Origin of the sequence: Thermophilibacter immobilis (assembly GCF_015277515.1) — a bacterium.
Taxonomy (GTDB): Bacteria; Actinomycetota; Coriobacteriia; order Coriobacteriales; family Atopobiaceae; genus Thermophilibacter; species Thermophilibacter immobilis.
This window is the reverse complement of sequence record NZ_CP063767.1, coordinates 2,059,913-2,086,537: the sequence shown is the minus strand read 5'-3', so window position 1 is coordinate 2,086,537 and position 26,625 is coordinate 2,059,913. Positions and strand designations below refer to the sequence as shown.

General features: G+C 64.7%; 20 protein-coding genes and 1 other RNA gene. 15 read left to right on the top strand and 6 right to left on the bottom strand.

What is annotated here, in order from left to right; all coding sequences use genetic code 11:
* The first annotated feature begins 181 nt into the window (after positions 1 to 181).
* On the top strand, positions 182 to 3,721 hold the full coding sequence (gene nifJ, locus INP52_RS09470; RefSeq protein ID WP_194371214.1) for a pyruvate:ferredoxin (flavodoxin) oxidoreductase: 3,540 nt from the start codon (positions 182 to 184) through the stop codon (positions 3,719 to 3,721).
* 307 nt (positions 3,722 to 4,028) lie between these two features.
* On the opposite strand, the gene INP52_RS09465 is transcribed toward nifJ, so the two are convergent.
* Positions 4,029 to 6,200 carry a MurT ligase domain-containing protein gene (locus INP52_RS09465; protein ID WP_194371212.1) on the bottom strand — a complete coding sequence of 724 codons (2,172 nt, stop codon included), beginning with the start codon at positions 6,198 to 6,200 and terminating at the stop codon, positions 4,029 to 4,031.
* Between the two features lie 204 nt (positions 6,201 to 6,404).
* On the opposite strand from INP52_RS09465, the gene INP52_RS09460 reads away from it, so the two are divergent.
* Genes INP52_RS09460 through INP52_RS09440 form a run of 5 tightly spaced genes read left to right on the top strand, consistent with a single transcriptional unit; the run spans position 6,405 to position 10,858 of the window.
* Positions 6,405 to 6,953, top strand: a complete 549-nt coding sequence (locus tag INP52_RS09460; RefSeq protein ID WP_194372942.1) for a QueT transporter family protein — start codon at positions 6,405 to 6,407, stop codon at positions 6,951 to 6,953.
* An 8-nt stretch (positions 6,954 to 6,961) separates the two neighbouring features.
* Positions 6,962 to 8,254 carry a glycosyltransferase family 2 protein gene (locus INP52_RS09455; RefSeq protein WP_194371210.1) on the top strand — a complete coding sequence of 431 codons (1,293 nt, stop codon included), beginning with the start codon at positions 6,962 to 6,964 and terminating at the stop codon, positions 8,252 to 8,254.
* Entirely contained in the window at positions 8,251 to 9,678 is a 1,428-nt protein-coding gene (locus tag INP52_RS09450) for a sensor histidine kinase (protein WP_194371208.1), read from the top strand. Before INP52_RS09455 ends, INP52_RS09450 begins: the two co-directional genes overlap by 4 nt.
* Complete coding sequence (locus INP52_RS09445; RefSeq protein WP_194371206.1) at positions 9,666 to 10,382, top strand: LytR/AlgR family response regulator transcription factor; 717 nt, start codon at positions 9,666 to 9,668, stop codon at positions 10,380 to 10,382. The genes INP52_RS09450 and INP52_RS09445 overlap by 13 nt, the downstream gene beginning before the upstream one ends.
* Before the next feature lie 11 nt (positions 10,383 to 10,393).
* Positions 10,394 to 10,858, top strand: coding sequence for a metallophosphoesterase family protein (locus tag INP52_RS09440; protein ID WP_194371204.1), 465 nt, complete (start codon positions 10,394 to 10,396; stop codon positions 10,856 to 10,858).
* A 75-nt stretch (positions 10,859 to 10,933) separates the two neighbouring features.
* Here INP52_RS09440 and INP52_RS09435 read toward each other — a convergent pair whose 3' ends face one another.
* Together INP52_RS09435 and trxA are read right to left on the bottom strand one after the other, a co-directional pair.
* Positions 10,934 to 11,647 (bottom strand): phosphatase PAP2 family protein, encoded by a 714-nt coding sequence (locus tag INP52_RS09435; RefSeq protein WP_194371201.1) that lies wholly within the window; start codon positions 11,645 to 11,647, stop codon positions 10,934 to 10,936.
* 19 nt (positions 11,648 to 11,666) lie between these two features.
* A complete protein-coding gene (gene trxA / locus INP52_RS09430) occupies positions 11,667 to 11,984 on the bottom strand; it encodes a thioredoxin (protein WP_194371199.1) in 318 nt (105 codons plus the stop codon).
* A gap of 168 nt (positions 11,985 to 12,152) precedes the next feature.
* Here trxA and INP52_RS09425 point away from each other — a divergent pair, with 168 nt between their 5' ends.
* The 3 genes from INP52_RS09425 to INP52_RS09415 all read left to right on the top strand — a co-directional run bounded on the left by INP52_RS09425 (position 12,153) and on the right by INP52_RS09415 (position 15,903).
* Positions 12,153 to 12,707, top strand: coding sequence for a hypothetical protein (locus INP52_RS09425; protein ID WP_194371197.1), 555 nt, complete (start codon positions 12,153 to 12,155; stop codon positions 12,705 to 12,707).
* Between the two features lie 110 nt (positions 12,708 to 12,817).
* Positions 12,818 to 14,512 (top strand): glucose-6-phosphate isomerase, encoded by a 1,695-nt coding sequence (gene pgi, locus INP52_RS09420; RefSeq protein WP_194371195.1) that lies wholly within the window; start codon positions 12,818 to 12,820, stop codon positions 14,510 to 14,512.
* Between the two features lie 368 nt (positions 14,513 to 14,880).
* Positions 14,881 to 15,903 carry a helix-turn-helix transcriptional regulator gene (locus INP52_RS09415; protein WP_194371193.1) on the top strand — a complete coding sequence of 341 codons (1,023 nt, stop codon included), beginning with the start codon at positions 14,881 to 14,883 and terminating at the stop codon, positions 15,901 to 15,903.
* Positions 15,904 to 15,944: 41 nt separating this feature from the next.
* On the opposite strand, the gene INP52_RS09410 is transcribed toward INP52_RS09415, so the two are convergent.
* The 3 genes from INP52_RS09410 to INP52_RS09400 form a co-directional block, all read right to left on the bottom strand.
* Positions 15,945 to 17,405, bottom strand: a complete 1,461-nt coding sequence (locus INP52_RS09410) for a DEAD/DEAH box helicase (protein WP_194371191.1) — start codon at positions 17,403 to 17,405, stop codon at positions 15,945 to 15,947.
* A 132-nt stretch (positions 17,406 to 17,537) separates the two neighbouring features.
* Complete coding sequence (locus INP52_RS09405; protein WP_194371189.1) at positions 17,538 to 18,104, bottom strand: YcxB family protein; 567 nt, start codon at positions 18,102 to 18,104, stop codon at positions 17,538 to 17,540.
* A gap of 279 nt (positions 18,105 to 18,383) precedes the next feature.
* Positions 18,384 to 20,195 carry an adenine deaminase gene (locus INP52_RS09400; protein WP_194371187.1) on the bottom strand — a complete coding sequence of 604 codons (1,812 nt, stop codon included), beginning with the start codon at positions 20,193 to 20,195 and terminating at the stop codon, positions 18,384 to 18,386.
* A 533-nt stretch (positions 20,196 to 20,728) separates the two neighbouring features.
* Between INP52_RS09400 and ffs the strand changes: the two genes are divergently transcribed.
* From ffs to recR, 6 genes are all read left to right on the top strand, one after another.
* Positions 20,729 to 20,824: signal recognition particle sRNA small type (gene ffs / locus INP52_RS09395), an RNA gene on the top strand.
* 78 nt (positions 20,825 to 20,902) lie between these two features.
* The gene (locus INP52_RS09390) at positions 20,903 to 21,550 is read left to right on the top strand and encodes a DedA family protein (RefSeq protein WP_194371185.1); all 648 of its coding nucleotides are present in this window, start codon (positions 20,903 to 20,905) and stop codon (positions 21,548 to 21,550) included.
* A gap of 255 nt (positions 21,551 to 21,805) precedes the next feature.
* Positions 21,806 to 23,008, top strand: a complete 1,203-nt coding sequence (locus tag INP52_RS09385) for an MFS transporter (protein ID WP_194371183.1) — start codon at positions 21,806 to 21,808, stop codon at positions 23,006 to 23,008.
* 323 nt (positions 23,009 to 23,331) lie between these two features.
* Positions 23,332 to 25,563: a DNA polymerase III subunit gamma/tau gene (dnaX, locus tag INP52_RS09380; RefSeq protein ID WP_194371181.1), complete on the top strand. Its 2,232-nt coding sequence runs from the start codon at positions 23,332 to 23,334 to the stop codon at positions 25,561 to 25,563.
* A 101-nt stretch (positions 25,564 to 25,664) separates the two neighbouring features.
* A complete protein-coding gene (locus INP52_RS09375) occupies positions 25,665 to 25,982 on the top strand; it encodes a YbaB/EbfC family nucleoid-associated protein (protein ID WP_194372941.1) in 318 nt (105 codons plus the stop codon).
* 7 nt (positions 25,983 to 25,989) lie between these two features.
* Positions 25,990 to 26,598, top strand: coding sequence for a recombination mediator RecR (gene recR, locus INP52_RS09370; protein WP_194371179.1), 609 nt, complete (start codon positions 25,990 to 25,992; stop codon positions 26,596 to 26,598).
* The last annotated feature ends 27 nt before the right edge of the window (positions 26,599 to 26,625 follow it).

Below are 26,625 nucleotides of genomic sequence, written 5' to 3'. Positions count from 1 at the left end.
TAAGGAGAAAAGAGCATGAGAGCTAGAAAAGCGGGATAAGCTGAACCGCAGTCGTCTCTACGGGGGTAGACTGTCGGTATATGTGGGCGCTTGCGCCCACGCTCAGTCATGCTCCTTGTGAATGAGAACGATCTGGGGCCACGGGGGTCCCCAGCGTTTACGGAAACGAGAAGGAGAGGATATGGCGCGTAAGTTCAAGTCCATGGACGGCAACGAAGCCGCTGCATACGTCTCGTATGCATATACCGAGGTGGCGGGCATCTACCCGATCACCCCGTCGAGCCCCATGGCTGACCACGTTGACCAGTGGGCGGCCCAGGGCATGAAGAACGTCTTTGGCACACCGGTCAAGGTCGTGGAGATGGAGTCTGAGGGCGGTGCCTCGGGCACGGTTCACGGCTCTCTTGGTGCCGGCGCGCTGACCAGCACCTACACGGCCTCCCAGGGCCTGCTCCTCATGATTCCCAACATGTACAAGATCGCCGGAGAGGGCCTACCGGCCGTCTTCCACGTGAGCGCGCGTACCGTCGCCACCCACGCGCTCAACATCTTTGGTGACCACTCCGACGTCATGGCCTGCCGCCAGACCGGCTTTGGCATGCTCGCCGAGGGTAACGTCCAGGAGGTCATGGACCTCTCGCCCGTCGCCCACCTCGCCGCCATCAAGGGCAAGGTGCCGTTCGTGAACTTCTTCGACGGCTTCCGCACCTCTCACGAGATCCAGAAGGTTGCCGTCTGGGACTTCGACGACCTCAAGGACATGCTCGACATGGAGGCAGTCCAGGAGTTCCGAGACCATGCGCTCAACCCCGAGCATCCTCATGCCCGCGGCAGCCACGAGAACGGCGACGTCTTCTTCCAGCACCGCGAGGCCTGCAACACCGCCTATGATGAGCTCCCCGACGTCGTCGAGGGCTACATGAACGAGGTCAACAAGAAGCTTGGCACTGACTACGGCCTGTTCAACTACTATGGCGCGCCCGACGCCGATCGCGTCGTCATCTGCATGGGCTCCTTCTGCGACGTGCTCGAGGAGGTCATCGACTATCTCAACGCCCATGGCGAGAAGGTCGGCCTGGTGAAGGTGCGCCTGTATCGCCCGTTCTCCATCGAGCGCTTCGTCGACGTGCTCCCCAAGACGGCCAAGAAGATCGCCGTCATGGACCGCACCAAGGAGCCGGGCTCCATCGGCGAGCCCCTCTACGAGGACGTCATCGCCGCGCTGTACGAGGCTGGCAAGACGGGCATCAAGGTTGTCGGCGGTCGCTATGGCCTTGGTTCCAAGGACACGCCTCCCGCGTCTGCCTTTGCAATCTACGAGGAGCTCAAGAAAGACGAGCCCCGTCGCGAGTTCACCGTCGGCATCGTGGACGACGTCACGAACCTCTCGCTTCCCGAGGACCCGGAGGCTCCCAACACGGCCGACCCGACGACCATCGAGTGCAAGTTCTGGGGCCTCGGCGGCGACGGTACCGTGGGCGCCAACAAGAACTCCATCAAGATCATCGGTGACCACACCGACAAGTACGTCCAGGCCTACTTCCAGTACGACTCCAAGAAGACCGGTGGCGTCACGGTCAGCCACCTGCGCTTTGGTGACTCGCCGATTCGCTCTCCGTATTACGTGAGCAAGGCCGACTTCGTGGCCTGCCACAACCCCAGCTACATCGTCAAGGGCTTCCCGATGGTCCGCGACGTCAAGCCGGGCGGCACCTTCCTGGTGAACTGCCAGTGGTCTGACGAGGAGTTCGCCGAGCACCTGCCGGCGGTCGCCAAGCGCTACATCGCCAAGAACGGCGTCAAGGTCTACCTCATCGACGCCGTTGATCTGGCCGCCAAGGTGGGCATGGGCAAGCGCACCAACACGGTGCTGCAGTCCGCGTTCTTCTCGCTGGCCAAGGTTCTGCCCGAGGCCGAAGCCGTCAAGTACATGAAGGATGCTGCCACCAAGTCCTATATGAAGAAGGGCCAGGCCATCGTCGACTCCAACCACAAGGCGATCGACGCCGGCGCCACCGCGTATCACCAGTTCGGGGTTCCCGCCGACTGGGCCAACGCCAGCGACGAGAAGGCCCCGGTCAAGCTCGAGGGCCGCGCGGCCATCGTGCGCCAGGTCGAGGAGCTCCTCGGGCCCATCAACCGCATGGACGGCGACTCTCTGCCCGTCTCGGCGTTCATGGAGCACGCCGACGGCCAGTTCGAGCTCGGCGCCTCGCAGTACGAGAAGCGCGGCGTCACCTTCATGGTGTCCCACTGGGACGAGACCAAGTGCATCCAGTGCAACCAGTGCTCCTACGTGTGCCCGCACGCCACGATTCGCCCGATTGTCATGAACGAGGAAGAGGCGGCCGCCGCGCCCCAGAACATGCGTCGCCTTGACGCCAAGGGCAAGGACATGGACGGTCTGACCTTCACAATCACCATCTCGCCGCTCGACTGCATGGGCTGCACCAACTGCGTCAAGATTTGCCCGAAGCAGGCCCTCAGCATGGTCCCGCAAGAGGACGAGCACGACCAGATCCCCGTGTGGGACTACGCGGTCAACAAGGTCTCCGAGAAGAAGGAGCTCATCAACCCCACGAACGTCAAGGGCAGCCAGTTCGCCAAGCCTTACCTTGAGTTCTCCGGTTCCTGCGCCGGCTGCGCCGAGACGAGCTACGCGCGTCTCGTCACGCAGATCTTCGGCGATCGCATGTTCATCTCCAACGCCACCGGCTGCTCCTCGATCTGGGGCAACCCGGCCGCTACCTCGCCGTTTACCGTTAATGACGAGGGGCATGGCCCCGCGTGGAACAACTCCCTGTTCGAGGACAACGCCGAGCACGGTCTGGGACTCGAGCTGGGCTACATGGCCGTCCAGGACAAGCTTGTCGCCGACACCCAGAAGCTGCTCGAGTCCGGAAACGCCTCCGACGCGCTCGCCACTGCCGCGACCGCGTGGCTTGAGGCGCGCACGGACGCTACGACCAGCAGGACCGCGGCACTTGCCTTCGCGGACGAGCTCGAGAAGAGCGATGATGCGGTGGCCAAGGAGATTCTTGCCAACAAGTCCTTCCTCACTAAGAAGTCCTTCTGGATCTTCGGCGGCGACGGCTGGGCGTACGACATCGGCTTTGGCGGCCTTGATCACGTGCTCGCCTCTGGCAACAACGTGAACGTCTTCGTCTTCGACACCGAGGTCTACTCCAACACCGGTGGCCAGGCCTCCAAGGCCTCTAACCTCGGTCAGGTGGCGCAGTTCGCCGCCGCGGGCAAGGTCACCAAGAAGAAGAGCCTTGCCGAGATCGCGATGAGCTACGGCTCCATCTACGTGGCTCAGGTCGCCATGGGCGCCAACCCGATGCAGACCCTCAGGGCCATCAACGAGGCCGAGGCTTTCGACGGTCCGTCCCTCATCATTGGATACAGCCCCTGCGAGATGCACTCCATCAAGAAGGGCGGCATGCAGAACTGCCAGCCCGAGATGAAGAAGGCCGTCGAGTGCGGCTACTGGAACCTCTTCCGCTTCAACCCGGCTGCCCCGAAGGGCAAGAAGTTCACGCTCGACTCCAAGGAGCCGACGGGTGGATACCAGGACTTTCTGATGAACGAGGCGCGCTACGCCAGCCTGACCCGCGCCTTCCCGGAGCGTGCGAAGGACCTCTTTGTCGAGAATGAAGAGGCGGCCATGAACCGTTACGCGCACCTCAAGAAGCTCGTAACGCTCTACAACGAGGAGTAGGCTCTCTCGTAAGCGCACGTGACAAGGGCCCCCGACTTCGGCTGGGGGCCCTTTTCCGTCAAGCGAGCGCGAGGTAGAGAAGTGCGAGGGGAGTGCTGCGCCCGCGTCCTTTCAGCGGCGAGTGCGTAGAAGTCAGGCTGTCTTTGCGAGAAAGCTTACCTTTTAGGGGACGTTTTCCCAGTTGGCGGAAGGCCAGGCGCACGAGAAACGCGGACTTCTACGCACTCGCCGCTGAAAGGACGCGAATCCGCGGATCAGAGCGAGAAGGCTGATCTGTCACGTCCTGCGCAGGGGGGCGACGAGTTAGCTACTTTCGGCGGGCGATCTTAAGGGCCACGTTGTGGGCGGCCTTCTCGGCGGTGTCGTCGAGGGGGGCGAGTTCGACGGCGAGCCCGCGGCGGCGCAGGGCATGCGCGATGAGCCAGTCGGTCACGCCGGGGTTCTTGGGCAGTATGGGACCATGTAGATAGGTGCCCACGACTCCCTTGTGGAGGATGCCCTCGCCGCCGTCCTCACCGTTGTTGCCGGTCCCAGGGACCAGGCTCACGCCCAGGGGGGTCTCGCTCGCGCCCAGCACGGTGCGGCCGGCGTGGTTCTCAAAGCCCACGATGGGCTCGGCGCACAAGGATGAGTTCACGGCCATGTTGCCAATGAGGCGCGTGCTCGCCGCCGTGGTCACAAGGTCGAGGATGCCCAGGCCCTCGATGTTCTCGTCGCCCATCTGATAGGAGGTGCCCAGCAGCTGGTAGCCCCCGCAGATGGCCAGGAGGGCGCCGCCGTCGGCAACGTAGGAGGCGAGCTTCTCGCGCTGACCCCGGAGCTCGTGGGCCACGGCGAGCTGGTCGCGATCGGAGCCACCGCCAAGCAAGACGACATCGGCGTCAAAGAGGTCGAGCTCCTGTCCCATGAGCACCTGGTCAACGTCGACGGGGATGTCGCGCCACGCGCAGCGCTTCTGAAGTGACGCGATGTTGCCCCCGTCTCCGTAGAGGTTGAGCGCGTCCGGGTAGAGGTGGACGATGCGCAGGGGGTGGTCGAGAGCGAGGGGAGCGGGAAGCGGAGCAGCGTCCGAGCGTGTGCCCGCAGATGCCTGTACGCTAGCCTGGGCCCCAGACGTGGCCGGGGCAAAGTTCTTCTCCAGACGTCCGAGCTCGGCCACGACCGGAGGAAACGCGGTGTAATTGGCCACCACGTGGAGCGTGCGCTCCAGCGGCTGATCGGCGCACTGCCGCAGCGCGTCCCCCAGGTTCTGGATGACCACGGGCTGCGCGGGGAGGTCCGCATACTTGAGGCGCACCGCCAGGTCGTGGGCACGGGTGCCCCCGACGAAGATGCGCTCGAGGTCGGGGAGGTCCCCCAGGCGCTCGAAGTCCACGTCCCAGATCCAGGAGACGTCGTGGCCGTCGGCATCCTTATCGTTGAGGAAAAAGGCCATGAGCTGGCCGTTCTCGGTCTTGATCTCCTGAAGCATGCGATCGAACCCCGTGGGATTCTTGGCAAGGTTGGACATCACGTCGCGCCCGCCTACCGAGAAGGTCCGGCCGCGCCCAGACGCCGGACGATAAGCATCGAGCACGCCTTGGAACCTCTGGGCGTCTGTCCCCATGACGAGCGCGGCAGCAAAGGCCGCCGCGATGTTATAGACCATGTAGAGACCGTTGTAGCGGCAGCTCAGGTGGTGGGTCACGAGCGCATCCGCGCGGCGGTCCTCCACGTCGAAGGAGTAGCCGTCGCGGCCCAGCTCGACGTTGCGTACGGCAAAGGCGAGCTGGGGACGCCCCCAGCCGCAGCTCGGACAGCGATAGGAGCCCAGCTGTCCATAGTGGACGTAGGCGTAGTCAAGCGGGGCGTTGCATCGCGCGCAAAAGCGGCTGTCCGAGACGCGATCCGCCTCAAGGCCCGTGGGCTCGTCGACGCCAAGGGGAACGCCCCGGTTGGGAACGCGGTCGGCGATGGCGGCGCACAGGGGGTCATCTGCGTTGTAGACGAGCAGCGTCTCAGGCGAGGTCGCGAGCGCCTGGGCGATGACGTCTTGGGTGTGGTCGATCTCGCCGTAGCGATCGAGCTGGTCGCGAAACAGATTGAGCAGAACGAGCGCGCGCGGTCGCACGCGGGGCAGCACGCGCACGGTGTAGAGCTCGTCGCACTCGAGGCAGCCCACCTGGGGGCTCTCACGGCGTCCCTGGAGCAGGGCGGCGGCGATGCCGGACTCCATGTTGTTGCCCGCGCGGTTGCAGACCACCCGCTCTCCCCCGGCGGCGATTGCGTCGGCGATAAGGCCCGTGGTGGTGGTCTTGCCGTTGGTCCCCGTGATCATGACGCTGCGGTCGAGCCCCGCGGCGAGCGAGCCGATAAGCGCCGGGTCAACGCGCAGCGCGAGTGCCCCGGGGATGTTGCCGCCGTTGCGGCGCAGGACGTTGACAAGGCCCCAGTGTGCGACGTCCCCCGCCCAGCAGGCGATTCTCGCGCGGGAATTCATGATGGCTCCTCTTGTTGCCCAAAGCCGGGTGGCCGCGCCATTGACGGGGTGCACCTCGTTTGACATGGGGGTAATATTAGCACGGTAGGTTGTGCGCCCGCAGCCGCTGCCCGCCCGCACGCACGCGCTTCACGGAGGTAACCCTTGTCCACATCTCGTACGGCCGCGCCCGCGGTCCGCACCCAGAGAATCGTTCGCATCGGAATGATTGCCGCCACGTACGCGGCTCTCACCCTGGTTACCATGCTCTTCCTGGGCAGCCTTGCCTGGGGGCCCGTGCAGTTTCGCGTCTCGGAGGCGGTCTGCGTTCTGGCCCTGTTCACTGCCGACGCCGTTCCCGGCCTCGCGCTGGGCTGCGTGATCGCCAATCTTGCCAACATCGCCTTGTCCGGCACCGGCATGCTCGGCATGCTCGACGTCGTCTTTGGGGGACTTGCCACCTTGGTGGGCGCCTGGCTCACGTGGCGCCTGCGCGCGCGTCTCACCCTCGCCCTTCTGGGCCCCGTGCTCGCGAACGCGCTTATCGTGCCCGCCTACCTCCCGCTCCTGCTCAGGGGCGTTGGCTTCTACACGATTCCGTTCACCAGCATCGCTCTCGACGGCGCCTACCCGGCCATGTACCTCTTTGGCCTCGTGGCCACCGCCCTTGGCGAGGCCGTGGTCATGTACGTCCTGGGTCTGCCTCTCGCGCGAGCCCTGCGCAGGACGCCGCTCCCCGGCAAGCTCAAAGACGACGCTGCGACGCGAGCTTAGGAGGCCCCGTGAGACCCGTCATCATCATCCCCTCCTACTGGGCGCAGGGAAACCAGCCCGGAACCCTGGGGGAGCGCGGCGTCTACGACTACACCACACCCATCGACAAGCCCCTGCCGGAGCTCGAGCTGTGCCTCGCCTCTCTCGAGCAGGTGCGCGGCGTCCTGCGCGTGGTGGTTCTCGTGGTGGCACCTCCGTCATGTGCCGATTCGGCCCGCGCTCGCGTGAACAGCATCTGTCGCGCGCACGCCTCGCTCAACCCGCTCGTCATTGGCGACCAGGAGGCGGCGCACGTCGAGAAGGCCGTGGGCAGGATGGCCCATCACGTCACGGGTGAGACGGTCTCCTTGCGTGGCTACGGTGCCATCAAGAACATGGGCCTGGCGGTGGCCTCGGTCTTTGGGTACGACGTCGCGGTCTTTCTCGATGACGACGAGGTCGTGCTCGACCCCGACTTCCTGGTCAACGCCGTCTACGGCCTGGGATCGCTCACCCGGCAGAACCTGCAGATCCTTGCTAAGAGTGGCTTCTTCATCGATGCTTCCGGCTCCCCTTATGCCCAGGGCTCAGACGCCTGGAGCGAGAAGTACTGGACCAAGGCGGACGACTTCAACAGGATCATGGAGAAGGCGCAGGGACCCGTGCGGATCACGCGCTCCAATCACATGTGCGGCTGCTGCTGCGCCCTGCACGCCGCAGCGTTCACCAAGATTCCCTTTGACCCCTACATCACGCGCGGAGAGGACCTGGACTACCTTCTGAACCTGCGTGCCAACGGCCTCGACGTCTGGTTTGACAACGCCTGGTGCGTGCGCTCGCAGCCGCCCGAGGAAATGGCCCCCATGCCGTCCCTCTTCATGCAGAACGTGCACCGCTGGCTCTACGAGTATCGCAAGCTCGATGCCATGAACTCCCGCCGCGACCTCAGGATGGTCACTCGCGAGTCCCTCATGCCCTATCCAGCCCCCTGGCTCTCTTCCGAGGTGCGTCGCCGCGTGTTCCAGACGGCGCTCAGGCGTCTGATCGTGGGGCCCGATCGAGCCTCGTATCTGCGCATTCTTACGCGCGGACGCTACGAGGCGGATAAGTTCGCCCGCTCCTCGAGCTCGCGCTACCTCTCGTTCGCCATGGTGTGGCCCACGATCGCCTCGGCGCTCTGGGAGGATCGCTACCTGCAGAGCGCCATCCTGCGTACAGGCGAGGCGAGCGGCTCCGTTGAGGGCGAGGAGCCGCTGCGGTCCCTCTCCGACCCCTTCTCGGATACGGGGGCGTTTTCCCCGCTGACGGATGGTATGCAATGAGTCGGCGCGGGAGGATCTGCTCGCGCAGGACTGCCGACGCGCTTCTGGTCGTCTGCGCCTTGGTGCTAACGGGGACGCTCGCCTGGAGCCTCCAGAGCGGCCGCCTCGTGGTGGCCATGCTCGCGGGCTGCGGCTTTGCAGCCGTCATCGTCATGAGCGGGGCCGTCAACCTCACCTCCTCGCACACGCGCTCCGAGGCGACGGAGCGCACCCTGCGCGTCGCCTCGAACACCCTCGAGCACCTCGGCGGAGGGCTCACGGCAGAAAACGCCCACGCCATCTGCGCTCTGCTCCTGCCCGAGACCAACGCTGCGGCAATAGCCATCACGGACGTCTCGCAGGTGCTGGCCTACGAGGGGACGCTCGAGTCGCGCTTTAGGTCGGGTTCCCAGAACACCAAGCCCACGCTGGAGGTTCTTGAGAGCAAGCGCATGGAGACGTTCGTGGCCATGGATGCGGCAACGCAGGACGTGCGCCGCTTCGTCTTGGGCAGCCGCCACGAGAGCCATACCTTTGGCATCATCGTGCCGCTGCTCGTGCAGGGGCGCGCCGTGGGCACGATCAAGCTCTACTACGGGCGCGACCTGGACATCGACCGAACGCAGCTGGGCATCGCCGAGGGGCTGGGGATGCTCCTGTCTACGCAGCTCTCGTCCTACGAGCTCGACCGTCAGGCCGAGCTCACGGCCCGTGCCGAGGTCAAGGCCCTGCAGGCCCAGATCAACCCACACTTCCTGTTCAACGCGCTCAACACGATCGCCTCGTTTACGCGCACGAACCCCACGAAGGCGCGCGATCTCCTCCGCGAGTTCTCCCTCTTCTATCGCCGTACGCTCGAGAACTCCGAGAAGACCCTCATCCCGCTCTCGCAGGAGCTCGAGCAGACGCGTCGCTACCTCAAGATCGAGAAGGCCCGCTTTGGCGAGGATCGCATCTCCGAGAGCGAGCACGTCGAGCCGGGATGCGAGCGCCTCTCCGTGCCGTCCTTCCTGGTGCAGCCCATCGTGGAGAACGCGGTGCGCCATGCCATGCGCGACGAGGGGACGCTCCATGTGGACGTTCAGGTGGCGACCGACGGTGATGATATCCTTATAGCCGTCGCAGACGACGGCCTTGGCATGGATCATACGGTTGCAGACCGGCTTCTGGCCGGCGTCAACGATCCGAGGCCGTCGGGTGGCGGGAGCAGGGGGGCCGGCATGGCCCTGCGCAACGTCGCCGAACGCATCGAGCGCTTCTTCGGCGCGGGGTCAGGCGTCGAGATCGTGTCGAAGCCGGGGGAGGGCACGTGTGTGACGCTGAGGCTCGTCGGCGCATGCGAGGCTCTGCCCGTATGGCCTCCTCTCGCCGCCCGCAACGTGGAGAACCAAGGAGCCGGCGGTGCCGGCGCAACATACGAAGGGACCGACACATGCGCGCTATGATCGTTGATGATGAGGCTCCCGCCCGTTCCGAGCTGCGATATCTGCTTGAGGAAACCGGTAGGGTCGATGCCATCACGGAGGCTTCGAGTGCGCGCGAGGCCGTCGAGAAGCTCATGGACGGCAAGGCCGACGTCATGTTCCTGGACGTCTCCATGCCCAAGACGTCAGGCATGCAGCTCGCCGAGGCCCTGCACCGCCTCAAGAACCCCCCCTCCGTGGTCTTCGTGACCGCCTACAGCGAGTATGCCCTCGAGGCCTTCGAGGTGGATGCCATCGACTACCTGATGAAGCCAGTTGAGCCGGAGCGTCTTGTCCAGGCGCTTGACAAGGTCCAGGCGCGCATGAAGCCCGAGCCTCAGACGCACTCCTCGGTCGAGCGGATTCCCGTGGTCAAGAGCGGCCGCAAGGTCCTGGTCCCCATCGATGAGATTCGCTATGTCGAGGCAAAGGACGACTACTCCTGCATCTATACCGACGATGACCGCTTCTTGTCCACCATCTCGCTCGCCAAGCTCGAGCAGAAGCTTGCGCCCCATGGCTTCTTCCGCGTGCATCGGGGCTACATCGTGAACCTCAAGTACGTGGAAGACGTCGAGGTCATCTCCTCGGGCATTCTCCAGCTGGGGGTCAGCGGAATCGAGGGCAAGAAGATCTCCGTTTCGAGGCGTCGCGTGGTCGCACTCAAGCGTGCCCTAGGCCTCTAGAAAGGTTTTTTGTGACAAAGACGCGTTACGACATCATCGCGGACACCCATGGGTTTCTCTCTCCAGGACTTCTGGAGAACCTCCAGGGTGCCAATGTAATCGTGCATGCGGGCGACATCTGCTCGCCCTCCGATTATCGGACCCTCTGCGACATCGCTCCGGTTCAGATGTGCCTGGGCAACAACGATTGGGCCTACGACTACGGGCCCCTGGTCAGGGCGAGGAAGATCTTCTATGGCAGCGGCCTCAAGTGGCAGATCAATCACTATCGCGAGCACCTCAACCTCTCGATGAGCGACATCGCCATCTGCGGGCATACGCACACGCCCTTCGTGGAGCGCGACGAATGGACAAAGACCTTGGTGATGAACCCCGGGAGCCCCACCTATCCGCGTCACTCCCAACCCTCGATGGGGCGCATCGTGTGCGGGGACGACGGAACCATCCTCGAGGCACGCATTATCGAGCTCCCGTAGGGGCAAAGGGGACTTGTCAGCAGCCTTGATACTCGGCCAGACGAGAAAAAGCTGCTGACAAGTCCCCTTTGCCCTTTACGGAGATGGAGAAATCTGCTTTTGCGCGCTCTTTCGCACGGGAAGGTCGGGCATGAAGAGCGGCGCGATGATCTTTGTGTAGAAGACGAGCCAGATGATCGAGACGCAGAAGCCCGCGATCACGTCCGAGGCGTAGTGGACGCCCAGGTAGATTCTGCTGATGCCCACCAGGGCGATGATGAGGCCAAAGACAGCGCACCATACGTAGCGCATGACGTCATCCTCATGGTAGTGCCAGACCATCCAGATGACGAGCCCGAAGAACGCCATCGAGATCATGGAGTGTCCCGAGGGAAAGCTGTAGCCGCTCTCGGCAACAAGGCGAAAGCCGTCCGGGCGGGGACGTTGGATGATGTTCTTGAGCAGGATGTTCAGCACGCCGGCGCCCCCGATGTTGACGGTGACGCACCAGCCCGGTGCCTTGCCGGGGGCGAGTGCCGCCACGACCAGTGTCATGACAGCAACGACCACTACCGAGGAGAGCGAGGTGAACCCCTCCATGACGGGGGTCACCACATCGGAGCGGAGCGTCTGGACAAAGAACCAGTAGGCCAGAACGTCAAGACGCATGATCTCACCCTCGGCCACGTCCTCGAGGAGCATCACGAAGACGAGTGCGGCGGCCAGAAGGGCGAGCGTGAGGGCGTTCGTGCGAATCAAATGCAGAGCGCCGCTTCCAAAGGAGCGAACGCCCTGCACAATAGAGTTCATAGGGGAACCCATGCAACTCCTACAGGTTTGCCTTAAGCTCTGCCACGAGCTCGGGCTTGGGGGTGTTGCCCACCATAGTGTGAGCAGGCTTGCCGTCCTTGAACAGAATCAGCGTGGGGATGGAGACGATGCGGAACTTGGTGGCGAGGTCGGGCTCCTCGTCGACATTGCACTTGTAAACGGTCAGCTGGTCAGCCATCTCGTTGGAAATCTGCTCGACCACGGGGCCAAGCGCGCGGCAGGGGCCGCACCAAGAAGCCCAGAAGTCAATGAGCACCGGCTTGTCGGAGCCGGAAAGAACAGAGTCAAACTCTGCGGTGGTGATAGGCTGAGCCATGAGGAACCTCCTGTGTCATGTGGACGGCCCTCCGCCCACGCTTTCGTTCTGCTTGACAGGGGTTATACCCGAATCGCTGCGGTTATCACAGTCAGGGGGGAGCACGCATTTTGCGTGAGCGAAGAGGAGCTGCGGCCGTACACTAAAGCCCCGCGAAAGGAGAATCCCATGGCATCCGCGAGAGACGCGCGCCGCCGCGCATACTTGGACAAGGCTGCCGCCGAGGTTGACGAGCTCGTTGCTCGAGGCGTGAGGATGGGCGGCAACGCCTTCTCGCCAATCCTTCTTGCCAAGGGGGAGCTCACGGTCAAGGAGCGCGACGGAGCCGAGCCCTTCTCGTGTGCGGACGGCGCGGCGCTCAAGGCATCGCTCAAGGCCCTTGGCTACGCTCCCGAGGAGTGGGAGACGCTCCTGAGCGTGAACGTGGACGGCGCCCCACTGGGAGCTGCGCTCATGCGCGAGGCGGTATGCACCCTCGATCCTGCCACGCTCGTCTGCTGCGACGAGGCGGCGGCCGACGCGGTGCGCGAGGCCTTCGCCGATGATCTCGCGTCCATAGAGACGCTCGAGGAGGCCATGCTCGTTCCGGGCGCCGTGGCGCAGGTCTGTGGGATGCGCGTGCTCAACCTCGGCGGCTTTGCGGAGGCGCTCGGCGATGCGCACGAGAAGCAGGTCATGTGGGCGCGCCTCAAGCGGGTGCCGCCGCTCGGGGAGCCGTTCTAGAGCGCCCGCCATTTTTCTCTGCGCACCTGAGCTGGTCGCGGTATGCTTGCCATTGGTACGCAGCTGTCTCGGCTGCGTCTCTGCCCAGGGTCGCCCCAAAGGAGCATCTTATGTCTACCATTCCCACGCCTGTTGATGCCACCAAGACACCTGCCTGGGCTGCCCTCGATACTCGCCACAACGAGCTCGTGAGTTCCGGGTTCACGCTCAAGAGTGCGTTCGCGGATAATCCCAACCGGGTGGACGCGCTCTCCTTCGACCTAGATGACCTGCACTTTGATCTCTCCAAGAACCTCGTCGACAAGACCACCCTGGGCCTGCTCTGCGACCTTGCGCGCGCCGTCGGGCTCGAGCAGCGCCGCGACGCCATGTTCGCGGGCGCGCGTATCAACACGACCGAGGACCGCGCCGTGCTCCACACCGCGCTGCGTCGTCCGCTCTCGGATGCGGGCACGGTCATGAATGGCGAGCAGGACTGCGTCGCGGACGTCCACAAGACGCTCGACCGCATGTACGACTTTGCCGAGCGCGTGCGCTCCGGTGCGTGGACGGGCATTACGGGCAAGCGCATCGAGCACGTCCTGAGCATCGGCATCGGCGGCTCTGACCTGGGCCCCGTCATGGTCTATGAGGCGCTCAAGCCCTACGCGGACGCAGGCATCGACTGCACCTACGTCTCCAACATCGACCCCAACGACATGGCTGAGAAGGTCCGCCGCCTCGATCCCGAGACCACGCTGTGCATCGTGGTCTCCAAGACCTTCACTACGCTCGAGACTCTGACCAATGCCCGCGAGGCTCGTGCCTGGCTGCTCGAGAGCCTGCGCGCCTCCGGGGTCCTTGACGGCTCAGCCGAGCAGGACGCCGCCGCCATCAAGAAGCACTTCGTGGCGGTCTCGACGGCGCTTGACCTGGTGGAAGACTTTGGCATCGACCCCGCCAACGCCTTTGGGTTCTGGAGCTGGGTGGGTGGCCGCTACTCGGTGGACTCCGCAGTGGGCCTCTCGCTCATCGTGGCCCTGGGGCCTCAGCGCTTCAGGGAGTTTCTGGCCGGCTTCCACGACCTCGACGTCTACTTCCAGGCCACCCCGCTCGAGAAGAACGTCGTGGCCCTCATGGGGCTCATCAACGTCTGGTACGTCAACTTCTGGGGCATGGGCAGCCACGCGGTGCTGCCCTACAACCAGTATCTGCATCGCTTCCCGGCCTACCTCCAGCAGCTCACGATGGAGTCCAACGGCAAGAGCGTGCGCTGGGACGGCTCCCCGGTGAGCTCCGGCACGGGCGAGATTTTCTGGGGCGAGCCGGGCACCAACGGTCAGCATGCCTTCTACCAGCTCATTCATCAGGGAACGCGCGTGGTTCCCGCAGACTTTATCGCCTTCGTGAACACGCCTAACCCCACGCGCGACGGTGACCAGGACGTTCACGAGCTCTTCCTGGGCAACTTCCTCGCGCAGACCAAGGCCCTCGCCTTTGGCAAGACGGCCGACGAGGTCCGCGCCGAGGGCACGCCCGAGAGGGTGGTTCCCGCGCGCGTCTTTGCGGGCAATCGCCCCACGACCTCGATTTTTGGCACGGAGCTCACGCCGCACGCGCTCGGCGAGCTCATCGCCCTCTACGAGCACATCACCTTTGTTGAGGGCACAGTCTGGGGCGTGGACTCCTACGATCAGTGGGGCGTCGAACTGGGCAAGCAGCTTGCCAAGCAGATAACCCCCGCCTTTCACGATGACGCCGCCCTTGCCGAGCAGGATGCGAGTACGAAGGCGCTCATCGCATATTATCGCGAGCACCGCAGGTAGGGGTGCCGATAGGTTTGAGGCGACACGGGGCTCCGGGCGCGTGAGGACGTGCTCGGGACCCGTTTTTTCTGATTATGGGCAGTTCAGAATGTAGCCCTGCTTCCGGCGTTCTGCAGAGATGAGGCGTCCAAGATCAGCAGCGGTATCAATGCGTATCATGCTAGTCCCTTATGCGAACGCAGTTATTCGGCATGAGACAGGAACCAGAGGTTCAGCCTCGGTGTTCCCCTCCGGCTTGACAGCGTTGACCTGCACTTTGCAACTGCGAGGTGCCCTAGCTTCAAGAAAAGCAGCTCCGAGTTGGTGGCGGGTGACCGTCTGCTACCGTAGCTTGGACGGTGTCAGTACCGCATCAGAGAAGGGCGACCATGAGCTTTCGAGATAACCTCCAGCACCTGCGCGCCATGCGCAACATGACCCAGGAGCAGCTTGCCATGCTGCTCGGCGTCTCTCGCCAGTCGGTGACCAAGTGGGAGGCCGAGAAGAGCTATCCCGAGATGGACAAGCTCATCAAAATCTGCCATGTCTTCGACTGTTCCCTTGACGAGCTGGTGCAGGGTGACCTCACGGGTCGTGCCTCGGATTCTGGTGCGGCCGCGCTCGTCTCGGGCCCGCCGACTGACGTCTGCGGCTACGACGAGCACCTGCGTCTCTTTGCGAACCGGATATCCTCCGGTGTCGCCGTGATTATCGCCGGCGTTGCCCTTGGTACGCTGGCGGACTTTCTTGCGGGGTCCTATGGGTTCTCTGATGAGCTCTCAGCCATTCCGATTCTTGGGGCGGTGGCCCTTTCCCTGGCCTTTTTGATTCCCGCAGGCATGGAGCACACGGCGTTCAAGCGCTCACATCCTTACGTCGAGGACTTCTACACGCAGGCCGAGAAGGGCACTGCTCGCCATGACCTGGCAGTCGCGCTCGTAGCGGGCGTGGGCCTGATTCTTGTGGGGTGCATCCCCTCTGCCCTCATGGATGGCAGCGCATTCGAAGGCGGGGCGGACACCCTGTTTATGGCGATCGTTGCGGTGGCCGTATGGATGATCGTGCGGTGGAGCATGCTTTACCACGGTCACGATCTGTCGGCCTACAACAGGGAGGCCCTCTGGGATGCCGAGGTGGAGGACATCATGGCCGCGCAGATTGACGAGGACCGTCGTGAGAGGCTCTTGGCTGCCAAGAGGGGGAGGGCTGCGCGCAAGGGGGAGGTCACCGGAGGCATCTGCGGCCTGATCATGCTGGCGTCCACCATCGTCGCGCTCGTATGGCTCTTCAGCTCTCCCGCGCAAACGGGTAGCCAGGCCTCGATGCCCTTCTGGCTCCCGTGGCCCATCGGCGGGATCTCCTGCGGCGTCGTATCGATTGTCATCGACCTGGTTTGGAAGAACGACGCCTAGGGTCTGGCGTGAGGGGGCGGGTGTCCCCGCCCCCGCAAAGGCTACGAACGGGTGCGAGCGCCGCCATGGTCGCCAGGACGGCGGCGCGACGACGAGCCCGAGCGCTGCGCGGGAGCCTTCTTGCGCGGAGCCTCGCCTGGGCGCTTCTCGCCGCGCTTGCTGGGGCCGCGGCCCTGGGGCTTCGAGGGCTTTGGGGCCTCCGATGGCATGCTCACTTCGACGGTCTTCTCCTGATTGCGACTCTTGCCGGAGCCTCCGCGCTTGCGGGTGCGGCTGCTCTTCTTGCCGCCATGAGGTTTCTCGGCGGTGCGGCTGGGGTCGAGCTCGGGCGGCTCCTCGCCCGTGTCCAGCGACCGGGCGGGCTCGTAGGCGGGTACGACCTGGCCCATGAGACGCTCGATGGCGAGTAGGTCGTCAGCGTCGTTGACGGTCACGAAGGTGAGCGCCCAGCCCGTCTCGCCCGCGCGCCCCGTGCGCCCGATGCGGTGGATGTAGTCCTCGGGGTCGGCGGGAACGTCGAAGTTCACCACATAGCGCACGTCGGAGACGTCGATGCCGCGTGCGAGGACGTCGGTGGCCACGAGCACGTCCACCTCGCCCGAGCGGAAGCTCGCGAGCGCGCGCTCGCGCTGGTTCTGGCTGCGGTTGCCATGGATGGGCGCACACGAGATGCCCGCCCGCCGCAGCCTGCGGCAGCAGGCGTCCGCTCGGTGCTTGGTGCGGCAGAACACGATGACGTGCTGCGGCCCCTCGGCCGCCAGGACCGGTGCGAGCAGGTTGTTCTTAGCCTCGAGCGAGACCGGCAGCTCGAACTGGTCGATGGTATCGGCCACGGTGCCCTTGTGGGCGATCTCCACGATGGCCGGGTTGCTCACGAGGTCGCGGATTCCGCCAATGGAGCCCTCGTCGAGCGTGGCCGAGAAGAGCATCGTCTGGCGATCAGCGGGCGTCTGTCCCACGATCTTGCGCATGGCGGGCAAGAAGCCCATGTCAAGCATGCGGTCCGCCTCGTCGATCACGAGCACTCCGACTCCGGAGAGGTCCGCCACGCCCTGCTCGATGAGGTCGACGAGGCGCCCCGGCGTGGCCACGAGGACGTCGCAGCCGCGGCGCAGGGCGGCCTTCTGGGGCTCGTATCCCACGCCCCCCACCACGGTGGCGCTGCGATGGTGCGTGCGCTTCTCGATGGCGGAGCACACGTCGGCGATCTGCTGGGCGAGCTCGCGCGTGGGCGTCACCACGAGCATGAGGGGGCCCTGCTGGCGCGCGGCGTGGCCCAGGCGGCTGAGGGCGGGCAAAAGGAAGGCGGCGGTCTTGCCGGTGCCGGTCTGGGCGGCGGCAAGCAGATCGCGCCCCTCGAGGGCATAGGGGATGGCCTGGGCCTGGACGGGGGTGGGCTCGTCGTAGCCGAGGCCGTCCACGGCGGCGAGAACGTCAGGGGAGAGGCCGAGCGCGGAGAAGGTCGTCGCGTCGGGTGCGGTGGTGCTTTGGGTCATGGGCATGCGTGTAGGTTCCTGTTCTAGAGTGCGGCGGCTCCTCATGGAAAGCCCCTCCCGCGCCTGCGAGAGGGGCAGCTGCGCCGCTTGTATCGGAGCAATTGCTACAGTGTAGCGAAAAAGTGCGCGCCCGCGTCTCTAGCGGCGCTTTTCGCGCAGGAAGCGCACGAGATCGCGGAAGCGGTTCTCGCTCAGCGCCGCTCGCGGCACGTAGACGTAGCGCTTGGAGCCAAAGCCGGCCACGACGCAGTCCTCGGTGTCGTAGACGGCGCGCAGCTCGGAGAGGGGGTAGGAGGTGACCGCCCCGCCTTCGACCTGGGTGTGCACGGCGTCCTCGCACACCACGACGTGGCGTCGGCCGATGCCGTCCGCGGCCCCCAGGGTGGTCTTGCGCGCGTAGCGGAGCTGGAGCTTGTGCCAGTTGGTGATGGCGTTCAGCGCGACAAGGGCGGGCACCATGAAGACGAGCGCCCAGACGAGGTTGTCCTCGCTGATCATGAGGACGGCGACCATGCCCGCCAGGCAGACGAAGGCGACCCCCGTGGTCGCGGTCTTGCTGCGAGGGGCCAACTGCGCCGCCGCGCGCGTGAGCGAGAGCTCGCCGTAGTCGAACGTCGCCGAGAAGCGCACGCCCTCGTAGGCATCATCGAACTTGGGACCGCTCGGTACGACGTTCTTGTGGCGTGTGCCGAACTTCTTGGCCATGACGGTTTCTCCCTCTCTTGGCTGCTTACAAATCCTACCGCGCCTGTGGAGGGCGTGTCGGCGAGATATGCTTCGCCGGTGAAGAACGCCGTTCGCCGGAGCTCCCCGTTTGGGAGCGGCTCGGTCGGGCATCATTCACGTCGTGCAGGGAGCGATGACACGGCGGGCTCGCTCGCGTGTCGACGCACTGTGTGAGCGATAAGCTTGGCAGCTGCCAAAGTGGGGGCCCGAGACGCAGCGTCTCGGGCCCTCGTCTAGTTTCGGCCCTCTGCCTGTGGGCTACTCGACGAGAAGACCCTCCATCTCAAAGGTGAGGCAGTTCACGTAGCCGCGATTGGTGAGGCGCAGCTCGGGGACGCAGGCGAGGGACATGACGCCCATCGTCATAAACGGCGACGGCATGGTGCAGCCCATCTGGACCCAGGCCTTCTCGATGTGCGCGACCTTCTGGGCCACGACCTCGACCGGCTCGGTGCTCATGAGGCCGCAGACCGGCAGCTCCACGAGGGCAAGGACGTGGCCGTCGGCCACGGCGACCTCGCCTCCGCCGCACGCGACGAGGGCGCGGGCCGCCAGGGCCATGTCCTCGTCGCTATCGCCCATGACCAGGAGGTTGTGGGCATCGTGAGAGACGGTCTGTGCGAGCGCCCCGTGGATGCCAAAGCCCGTGACGAAGCCCTGAGAATGGGTGCCCGCGGCACCGTGATGGCGATCGAAGACGCATACCTTGAGCACATCGTGCGCGTGATCGGCAAGAAGCTTCCCGTCTCTCACGGGCACCTCGACGACGATGTCCTTGGTGATGGTCTGGCCGGGCTCGATGCCCATCGCCCGGACGCGTGCGACGCCGTCCGGGCGATCGACTCTGAGGGCGAAGGTCTCGGCCGTGGGCTCGAAGCCCAGGCTCATCGTGTGGGTCATCCAGTCGGGCCAGTCGCGGGGTGCCGCCTCGAACAGAGCACGGCCGTTCTCGGCCACGACCTCCCCGTCGATGAGAACCTTGCGGGCGAAGAAGTCCTTGAGGTCATCGAGAAGCACGATGTCGGCGCACATGCCTGGCGTGATCGAGCCCATGTCCGCCCCCAGCCCGAAGTACTCGGCGCAGTTGAGCGTGCACATCTGGATGGCGGTGACGGGGTCGCAGCCCAGCTCGACGGCAAGGCGCAGGATGCGGTCCATGTGGCCGTCGCCGACGAGGGTCTGGGGGTGGTTGTCGTCGGAGCACAGGGTGCAGTGGCGCAGGTCGACGCCAGACTCCAGAAGGCCGGGCAGGTAGACGGGCAGGTTGTGCCAGGCGGAACCCTGGCGCAGCTGCACGTACATGCCCAGGCGGAGCTTGGCGATGACGTCCTCGAGCCGCGCGCTCTCATGACAGGTCGAGACCCCGGAGGCGATGTAGGCGTTGAGGCCGCGGTCGGTCTCGGGCATAGTGTAGTGGCCGGTCGCGCGCTTGTCGGCGGCTAGGGTGGCGCTGACCTCACCGAGGGCGTTCTCCTCGCCCGCAAGGATGCCGGGGAAGTTCATCATCTCGCCCAGGCCAACCACGTTGTCCCAGTTCATGGTCTCGGCGACCTGGGTGGCGTCGATCGAGGATCCCGTGTCCTCGACGCCGGTCACGGCCGGCACGCACGACGGCGTGGTGACCATGGCCTTGAGCGGCACGCGGTCGGCGTCCTCGTACATGGAGCGCACGCCCTCAAGGCCGCGCACGTTGGCGCACTCATGTGGGTCGCAGAAGACGCCCGTGGTGCCATGCGGGACCACGGCGCGCGCGTACTCGGCCACGCCGACCATCGAGCTTTCTATGTGGATGTGGCTGTCCATGAAACCGGGGGTGGCAAAAAGTCCGGTGGCATCGATGACGTGGGTCTTCTCGCCGATGCAGTGCTCTGCTGTGTGTCCGTCGATGCCTAGGTAGGCCACGCGTCCACAAGAGAGCGCGATGTCGGCGTCAGGCAGGAGCTCGTGGGTGGTGACGCTCACGAGGGTAGCGTGGCGAATGACGGTGTCGGCGGGCTCGAGGCCCTGCGCCACGCGGACGAGCGTGGCGTTGCACTCCCAAAGTGGCTGCCTGCAGAACCTGTTGATCACGTTGACTCCCTCGGACACATTGTTTAGGGACCAATCTAGCGTAGCAGTCCACCCGCCGCGCGAGCAGTGAGTTTTCACGTGCTCGCAGCGTATGGGCTCATGGGGGCAAGGTCTGTAACATCTTAGGGGCACGCTGCTGTCCGCGAGTACGTCCTAGCGTTGCTCGGATACGCCGACACCTATACCGCTATTCATTTTGTTCGAGTCTGAACTGCACTTTTCTCAGAAGTTATGCAGTCTTTTTGGTGCTGCTCTGTTGGCGCAGATAGAAAAGGGGACTTGTCAATAGATTTATCGGGTGTGCCCGAGTAGCTCGTTTTTGGTCAAGTCTATGACCTGCTGATTTTCAATCGGGGATAGGCTTGCTACTCAAGGGATGGCAAAAAACTGTTGACAAGTCCCCTGTATACGGTTGGATGCCATATTTTCAGACTTGGTCGGCGCGAAAGAGGATTAAAAACTCTTGGCAGGGGAGATTCATGCTCCGCTAGTGGAGCTCTTCTCACTAGGCTATACTTAACATCCGAGCGCGTTGGATGGGTTCGGGCGACGCAACACCTCGAACCTGGTCAGGGCCGGGAGGCAGCAGCCATAAGGGGCCTCTGGCGGGCGCCCGTTCCCATCGAGCGCACTCGTGCCCCGTCGCCGCAAGGCTGCGGGGCGTTTTCTTGCGACGTGCGACCGGCTTGCGCCGGGAGGGAACGGTTATGGGTTTCATCGACTTTATCGCCAACCTGCTGCGCGACCCGCGCGCCGCCATTGCCGGATGGATCGCGGCCGGCCCGCTGACGGCCTATGGTTTTGTCTTTCTCATCATCTTCATCGAGACGGGCGTGGTGTTCTTCCCGTTTCTGCCGGGAGACTCTCTGCTGTTCGCGTCGGGGTTCTTTGCCCAGGGAGGCGGGTTCAACATCTGGGCTCTTCTCGCCGTGGCTTGGTGCGCGGCCATTCTGGGCGACCAGTGCAACTTCATGATCGGACACTTCTTTGGAGGGAGAATCCTAGCCTCGGGCAAGGTCAAGGTCATGACGCCCGAGCGCATGAAGAAAAGCGAGAAGTTCCTTGAGAAGTGGGGACACCTGGCCATCTTCCTGGGGAGGTTCTTTCCGTTCATCCGCACGTTCGTCCCGTTCATCGCTGGCATGGGCGGCATGCACTGGCGAAACTTCGTGATCTTCAACGTGCTCGGCGGCGTCACGTGGTCGACGCTGTTCACGCTGCTCGGCTACTTCTTCGGGGGGATTCCTTTTGTGCAGGACCACTTCGAGCTGCTGATCGTGGGCATCGTATTGGTATCGGTCATCCCAACCGTAGTGGGCCTGGTGCATAGTCGCATGAAGGCGCAACGAGCTTAGAGATCGTATCCCCAGACGGCCTTTCGAACGGTTCTGGTTTGTACGGGAGCGCGTTCGCAGGGGGCGCAATATCCCCCGACTGAACCCTAAGACGGAGAACCGTGAAGTCTTCGTGTCGGTTTTTCTGGATGATTCGCCTTCCTCACTATAATGATGCACGTCGATGAGCGGCCCCGCGGCGTAAGTCCGATTGACTCCGTGGCCGCCCGACCTTCGCCGGACGGTCAAAGCTGCGTCCGTTCGGAGGAAAGCATTATGTCCCATAAAAATTCTCGTGCCCAGGCCGCGCGCCCCCAGTTGTGGACGCGCGACCTTGTGCTCATCATCCTGGTGAATCTCTGCGTGTTCGTGAACCACATCATGAGCCTCTCGACGTTCCCGTTCTACATTCAGAGCCTTGGCGGAACCGAGGCGGACGCTGGAGCGTGCGCGGCGCTCTTCTGCCTGGTCGCGGTCGTGTGTCGACCGTTTGTGGGGTGGTGGCTCGATAACGGGGCTCGCCGCGTGGTGCTGGTCGTGGGCCTGCTGCTCTTGGGCTTGGCTCCGCTGGGGTATCTCTTCACGTCGGTACTGTCGTGCGCCATTGCCTCTCGTATGCTGCATGGTGCCGCCCTCTCGTTCTCTAACTCGACGACGGCTACGGTCGCCTCGGACGTCATTGCCCGACCGCGCTTTGCCGAGGGGATGGGGTGCTTCGGCATGGCGACGGCCCTGGCCTCGGCGCTCGCGCCGGCGCTCGGCCTCACGCTGATTGAGCGAGCAGGATATGGCGTGCTGTATGCGACGGCGGCGGGTATCGCGCTTCTGGGACTGATTCTGTTTCTGTTCGTGCGCGCCCCACGCGTCGAGGTGCCCCATACGTCGTTGAGCATCAAGGGACTTATCAATCGCGACTCCTTGCCCGCCTCCTGCACGATGCTCGTCTTCATGTTCACTCTTGGCGCGCTCGAGAACTTCGTGGCCATTTTCTCCTCGAACGAGGGGCTGCCTTCGGGGTCTGTGTACTTCGTGGTCATGTCCGTGTCGCTGCTGGTCGTGCGCGTGACGCTGGGAAGGGTCGTGGACGAGCGCGGGGAGGCGCTCTTTGTCTACACCGGAAACGCCGCCATGCTCGTGGCCTTGCTTCTGCTGGCGCTCTCTCCCAACGTGGTGACGTTCGTGCTCTCGGCGGTGCTCTCGGGGTACGCCTTCGGCGGACTTGAGCCTGCGCTGCAGTCTATGGCGGTCCATACGGCCACAGATGAGAAGCGCGGCTCGGCCAACTCCACGTTCTTGTGCGGCTACGATATCGGCTACGGCCTGGGCGGAGGAGTCGCAGGTGTGCTCATTACAAGCGTGGGCTATGGGGTCATGTGGGCAATTGTCTCGCTTGCGTGCGTGGCCTCGGTCGTGCTCTACGTGGCGTGGGCGCGCCGCTCCGACACGAGCTTCTCCAAGCAGATTGCGATGCGAGGTTAGGGGCGTACGCCAGAGGCCGGCGGCAACGCGGGCGCTCCCTGCGTTCGTTTGTGCGGCCGCAAAAGTCGTCGGGCGGCGATAAAAACGAAGGAGCTCTCCATTTTCCCAGTTCAGAGGAACGTTACTTTTTGTCAGTCACGTGTTCTTGTCATTTGCGACCGCACAAAGCAGTGGTGGCGTGACGTCGGGAGAGGACTGCTGAGAAGCTCGGCGCCGCAGCCTCCCCACGAAGGTGTGCCCGCGACGTTCTTCTCGTGGGCGGTCGAGCGTCCCCGCGCGCGCAGGTATACTGAGGAGCCACATGACAATGCGCCGGAGGATGTATGGAATCGCTGTACACCAAGTATCGCCCACAGACGTTTGAGCAGGTCGTGGGCCAGAGCCACGTGGTTGAGACCCTCAAGCGGGCCGTGCTCGAGGGCCGTACCAGTCACGCGTACCTGTTCTGCGGCCCGCGCGGCACGGGCAAGACCACCATGGCGCGCCTCCTGGCCAAGGCCCTTATGTGCGAAAGCGGCCCCGCGGCTCTGCCCGACGGAACCTGCGAGCAGTGCCATCTCATCGCGGCCGGCGAGCACCCGGACGTCATCGAGCTCGACGCCGCCTCGCGCACGGGCGTGGACAACGTCCGCGAGGAGATCATCTCCCGTGTGAACTACGCTCCCACGCGTGGCCGCTGCAAGGTCTACATCATCGACGAGGTCCACATGCTCACCACGGCGGCGTTCAACGCGCTGCTCAAGACCCTCGAGGAGCCTCCCGAGCACGTGGTCTTCATCATGTGCACCACCGACCCGCAGAAGATTCTGCCCACGATTCTCTCGCGCGTGCAGCGCTTTGACTTCCATGCCATCGGAAGCGGGGAGATGCAGGCTCACCTGGCCTTCATTTGCAACCAGGAGGGGTTTTCCTACGATGAGGGCGCGCTCGAGCTCGTGGTGCGCCACGCGCGCGGAGGCATGCGCGACGCCCTGACCTCGCTCGAGCAGCTCTCGGTCTTTGGCGAGGGCGACGTGAGCATGGCGGCGGCGTCCGACTTCCTGGGCGAGGTCTCCGGCTCCGTCTTGGGCCAGGTCTCAGGAGCGCTGGCCGCACGAGACGTGGCCGCGCTGTTCGGCGCGGTCTCCAAGCTCGTGGAGGCGGGTCGCGACCTGCTCCAGTTCACGCGTGAGCTCGCGGCATACCTGCGCGACGTCTACGTGGTCTCGGTAGCACCGCGCTCCGATGAGGTGGTAGACGCACGGGGAGAAGAGCTCGAGCATCTGCGCTCCGTGGCTGCCGCGTTTGGCTCGCCAGATCGCATAGCGCGCGTGCTGACCATCTTGGGGGACGCCTCGAGTCAGATGCGCATGGCTACCAACCAGCGGCTCGTTCTTGAGATCGCCTTCACGCGCAGCGCGCGGCCCGAGTCCGACCTCACGCTCGAGGCCCTTGCGGAGCGCGTGTCCGACCTCGAACGCCAGGTGGCCATTCTCGCCACGCCTGCCGCAACGGCTCTCGTGGCTTCGGGCGCTCCCGCTCCCGTCGAGGAGGAGCCCGAACCAGCGTTACCGAGCGTCACGCCGCAGGCGTCGAATCCCGTGCAGGTCCCGGAGCCCACGAAGCCCGAGGTGGCATCCCAGCCTAAGTCCGCCCCGCGCGCCGCTTCGCAGGGCGAGCCGCCCCGTCTCGCCCCAAGCCCGTCGCAGCCCGCCGCCCGGCCGACGGTCACCAACGGAAACCTCCAGCGTCTCTGGAAGCAGGTCGTCGACGAGCTCGTAACCAACGTCCCCTCCAAGGGCTCCCTGCTCCTCTCGTCCACGGCTGTTTCCGACGACGGCGAGAAGCTCACGATTTCGCTGCCCAAGGGCTCCCGCTTCGCCGCGCGCATGCTCGAGCGCACTGACGTGCGCGAGAGCATTGAACCGACGGTCTCCCGGGCCTTCGGCCCTCGCCAGATTGTGTACGTGGAGTCGAGCCTTGCCAGCCAGAAGATCTCGCGCGCCGAGAAGCCCGCCGCGTCCGCTTCGCGTCCGGCGGCCCCCCGACCTTCCGCCGCGCCGGCTCGGACGCCGGAGCCCGCGCCCGCCGCGCCTCCCGCTCCCAAGAAGGCCGATTTCCCCATGCCATGGGACGCCCCGACCCCTGCCCAGAGCGCGAGCCCACAACCCGCTCCCGCGGATGATGTGGTCCCCTATGGCGATTCTGACGTGACCGTCTACGAGGAGCACTATGAGGAGGAGGGCTTCTCGCCAACCGCCTTGCCGAAAAAAGCGAACTCTGCGGCGAGCTCGAAACCGACCTCAAAGACTCCATCCGCAGCCCAGGCCCTGGCTGCGTCCACGAGCCCAAATCCGGCCCCGTCCCCGGTGCCACCCGCGCCCTCCTCCGGCCTGACCCCCGAGTTCTCGAGCATCGCCTCGATGCTCGCCGAGGCCTTCGGTCAGCCGGTCTCTGTGAGCGTGGAGAGCGCCGCCACGACCACGGACGACGAGGCCGCCGCCGAGCTCTCACACGATGCCCGCGCCAATCTTGAGCCCAGCTTCACCGACGAGCCCACGGAGGACGACGACTAGCCCGTCCCGCTCACAGACCACAGGCTAGAGGCCCCAGAGCCCAAGCCCGGGCCGCATGGCCCCTGACGAAAGGAAGAACCTTGTCCAAGGGATACAACAACATGGGTGGTATGAACCGCAACCAGATGATGGCGCAGGCTCGCAAGATGCAGGAGCAGCTTGTGGCCGCCCAGCAGCGCGCCTCCGAGACCGAGGTCACGGCCAGTGCCGGAGGCGGTGCCGTCAAGGTCACGGCCACGGGCGACCTGCGCCTGACCTCGCTCACGATCGATCCGGACGCCCTCGACCCCGCAGACGCCGAGATGCTGCAGGACATGATCCTTGCCGCCGTCAATGACGTCCTCGAGTCCGCTGAACAGGCCGCCGGCCAGCAGATCAACGCCGCCACGGGCGGCCTCAACATCCCGGGCCTCTTCTAGGGTGCCCATGGATTCGACAATCAACGACGGTCGGGCGCTCCAGCGTCTCCTCGACGAGCTGGGTCGCCTTCCCGGAATCGGCCCCAAGTCCGCCCAGCGAATCGCCTACCATCTCCTCGAGGCGGACGCGGAGGAGGCGCGCAGGCTCGCGATGGCCATTCTCGAGGTCAAGCAGCAGGTGCATTTTTGCCCCGTCTGCTTCTCCTACGCCACGCGCGACACCTGCGACGTGTGCGCCGACGTCTCGCGTGACCGCTCCTCGATCTGCGTGGTCTCGGAGCCGCGCGACGTCACGGCCATCGAGCGCACGGGCAGCTACCATGGCTTGTACCACGTTCTTGGTGGCGTCATCAGCCCCATGGACAAGATCGGGCCCGAGCAGCTCCACGTCCGCGAGCTCCTCTCTCGTCTGGCAGACGGTTCGGTGAGCGAGGTCATCCTGGCCACCAACCCAGACGTGGAGGGAGAGACCACGGCGACCTATCTCTCACGGGTCATCCGACCGCTCGGCGTGCGCGTGACGCGCCTCGCAAGCGGCTTGCCGGTGGGGGGAGACCTAGAATACGCTGACGAGGTGACCCTTGGCCGTGCCATCGAGGCACGCCAAGAGGTCTAGCAGCACTCACGGGAAGGAACGACGAGA